Genomic DNA, 3,323 nt, shown 5'->3' with positions numbered 1-3,323 from the left:
ACCCCTTATTACATGTGCGATGAGTCTTTGCTTCGCGCAAATCTTGAAGTTTTAAACCGTGTTCAAAGAGAGAGCGGAGCGAAGGTTATTCTAGCGCTTAAAGGCTTTGCGATGTGGAGCACATTTCCTCTGGTAAAGCAGTATCTTAAAGGGTGCACTGCAAGTGGTCTACACGAAGCGCTTTTAGCCAGAGAAGAGTTTGCAAAGGATGATGAAAATCTTGAAGTCCATACATACTCACCTGCATATAAGGATGAGGATATCGAAGATATTGCGCGTATATCCGACCACATAGTCTTTAACTCGCCAAATCAGCTCTTCAAATATTACGATAGAGTCAAAGAGATAGACGCAGAAATTAGCCTCTCTTTGAGAATAAATCCTGAGCAATCCTCCTCTCCAAAAGATATCTACAACCCATGCGGGCTCTACAGCCGACTCGGCACAACGCTTGAAAATTTTGACGAGAGAGTTTTGGAGTATATTGACGGGCTCAATTTTCATGCCTTATGTGAACAGGATGTTGATGCACTAGAAGATGTTTTAGAGGCTTTTGAAGCAAAATTTTCAAAGTACTTTAAAGGGTTAAAGTATATTAATTTCGGCGGCGGTCATCATATAACCAAAGAGGGATATGATGTTGATAAGCTAATCCGCATCATAAAAAAGTTTAGGGCGAAATATGATGTTGATGTCTATTTAGAGCCGGGTGAAGCGGTCGGATGGCAAACAGGAGTGCTTGTTAGCACTGTTTTGGACATTGTTCATAACGGTATGGATATAGCTATTTTGGACACATCTGCAGAGGCTCATATGCCAGATACGCTTGCGATGCCGTATCGTGCAATGGTTCGCGGCAGCGGTGAAGCCGGAGAGAAGCCTTACACTTACCGTTTTGGAGGAAATACCTGTTTAGCAGGGGACATTATGGGAGATTACTCTTTTGATGAACCGCTTCAAGTAGGCGACAGAGTGATATTTGAAGACCAGATTCACTACACATTTGTAAAAAACACTACTTTTAACGGCATCAAGTTACCTTCATTGGCTATACTAAGAGAAGATAAAACTCTAGAGTTAATTAAAGAGTTTGGATATCAAGAATATAAAAATAGATTATCGTAAGGGGAATTATATGCAAGAAGATAAACAGAGATGGAACGAGAGATATTTGGACAATCCAATGCCGCAGAGTGTTTCTCCTTTGCTGGAGAAATATATAGGACATGCAAAGGTCGGTCAGGCTATTGATGTGGCATGCGGTACAGGTAGAAATGCACACTTTTTAGCCGATTTGGGCTTTTTGGTTGATGCGGTAGATATTTCTGATTATGCGCTAGAGAGAGTAAAAAACAGTTCTACGATAAAAAAAATAGATACGGATTTAGATAAATACAATCTAACTCCAAATAAATATGATTTAATCGTTAATGTAAACTACTTAAACCGACGCTTAGTTTCTCAGATGAAAGAGGCTCTTCGTAGTGGAGGAGTTTTAGTTTTTGAGACTTTTATAGTCGCTCACGGAGATTTTAATCTCCCGACAACGAACCTCGACTATTTGCTGCGCAAAAATGAGCTTCTGCACTCTTTTATAGGGCTTGATGTTATCTATTATGAAGAGAGAGTAGATATAAATTTAAGAGGAGAAAAGATTAAAGTTGCATCTTTGGTTGCCAAAAAATCATAAAATTTTATTATAGTTTAATGGCTTAAGTGTTTAAAATTTGTTATAATCCGATACTTTTTTTATGCAAAGGGGCGTAGACTTATGAAAAAAATAGTTACTATATTTGCTTTTGTGGTATTTTCAACACTCTCTATGATGGCTGCTGAGGCTACTATTAACTATAACGGCGAGGTAGTTAAGGTTAAAGGAAATTTTCCTATAGTAGGTGCTAAGGCGCCCGTTGCTCGTGTTACTGAACCTGATTTTTCAATAAAAACAATTGGCGGGAAAAGCGATGCTGTTCAGGTCGTTGCCACAGTACCCTCAATTGACACTCCTGTATGTTCTGCTCAGTCAAAAAGATTTGATGATGAGATAAAGCAATTTGATGGAGTTGATATGACAGTTGTTTCAATGGATCTTCCTTATGCAGATGACCGTTTTTGTAAAGGGCAGGGTATTAAAAACATCTCCATCGCTTCTGATTTTGCCTATAGAGAGGTTGGAGAGAATTACGGTGTAATAGTAACAGACGGCGAGCTAAAAGGTCTACTGGTTAGAGCAGTTTTTGTTATTGGAAAAAACGGAAGAGTTGTTTACCAAGAGATAGTTCCAAATGTCGGTGATGAACCGGACTACAAAAAAATTATGCAAGCTATAAAAACAGCAAACTCACATAAATAGAGACAAATAGAGAGTTTAACAAGGATAGTAAATTTTTAAGAAATACATTTTACACTTTGTTATAACTGCAATATTTTTACCGATTATTGCTTTTTCTAGCAGTAGTGACTCCGCATCAATAAATATTACTCAAAATAAAAATAGTTTCGATTTAACGATTTTGCTTGAAGATAAGAGCTATATACTTGAAGAGAGTCTTGATTTTGCCGTTACAGGCGATGAAGTAGCAATAAGCAGCATATTTTATCCCGATTCTACAAAGTATAAAGAGCAGGATGTTTTCTTTGATGATGTAAACATTAGAGCAAATCTTGAGGGAAGTAGCGATAAAGAGTTTAAAATTGTACTCAGCTATCAAATCTGCTCCTTAGATAAAGAGTGCTCAGAACTAAAAACATTCCAAAAAGAGTATCGGCTTTTTAAAGAAGAGGCTCTTATGGATAAAAATTCTCTCTTATCTTTAGAGCAAAAAGATATTATAAGCGAGCAGGATGCTATTGCCGAAATGCTACAAAACAGTGGCGTTATCTTAATATTGGCGACATTCTTCGGCTTTGGTCTGCTTCTTGCCTTTACTCCATGTATGCTTCCCGTAATCCCGATACTCTCAGCAGTGATTATCTCTAAAAAAGAGAGCATAAGTACAAGACAGGGCTTTCTTATCTCTCTTACATACGTTGTCTCAATGTCCGTTGTTTATGCTCTTGCAGGTGTTTTAGCGGCATCACTTGGAAGTAATATACAGGCATTTTTTCAACAGACATGGATTATAGTAACGGTAAGTTCTCTCTTTTTCTTGTTGAGTTTGGCAATGTTTGGTACATTTACGGTTCAAATGCCCAAAAAAATACAGTCGTTTCTTAACAATAGAGCACTTAGTGGCGGAGATAAATCATACTACAGCATAGTTGTTTTAGGAGTGTTGTCTGCACTGATTGTAGGTCCATGTGTTGCACCGCCGCTTGCGGGC

4 protein-coding genes are annotated in these 3,323 nt (G+C 38.0%); all 4 read left to right on the top strand.

Annotated elements, in window-relative coordinates:
* The coding region (nspC, locus tag RQ763_RS10900) for a carboxynorspermidine decarboxylase (protein ID WP_314152990.1) at positions 1 to 1,125 on the top strand (1,125 nt) is incomplete at its 5' end.
* A 10-nt stretch (positions 1,126 to 1,135) separates the two neighbouring features.
* On the top strand, positions 1,136 to 1,690 hold the full coding sequence (locus tag RQ763_RS10895; protein WP_314152989.1) for a class I SAM-dependent methyltransferase: 555 nt from the start codon (positions 1,136 to 1,138) through the stop codon (positions 1,688 to 1,690).
* 81 nt (positions 1,691 to 1,771) lie between these two features.
* Positions 1,772 to 2,353 (top strand): thiol peroxidase, encoded by a 582-nt coding sequence (gene tpx / locus RQ763_RS10890; protein WP_314152988.1) that lies wholly within the window; start codon positions 1,772 to 1,774, stop codon positions 2,351 to 2,353.
* A 160-nt stretch (positions 2,354 to 2,513) separates the two neighbouring features.
* Positions 2,514 to 3,323, top strand: an 810-nt coding sequence (locus tag RQ763_RS10885) for a cytochrome c biogenesis protein CcdA (protein WP_314152987.1), incomplete at its 3' end; no start/stop codon positions are given.

The organism is Sulfurimonas sp. (assembly GCF_032250635.1).
Taxonomy (GTDB): Bacteria; Campylobacterota; Campylobacteria; order Campylobacterales; family Sulfurimonadaceae; genus Sulfurimonas.
Note: the sequence above shows the minus strand (reverse complement) of the source record. Positions and strands in the feature narration are given on the sequence as shown.

Excerpts from the sequence above, each read along its gene's own strand:
- RQ763_RS10895 (WP_314152989.1), top strand. The coding sequence starts at position 1,136 with ATGCAAGAAGATAAACAGAGATGGAACGAGAGATATTTGGACAATCCA.
- tpx (WP_314152988.1), top strand. The coding sequence starts at position 1,772 with ATGAAAAAAATAGTTACTATATTTGCTTTTGTGGTATTTTCAACACTC.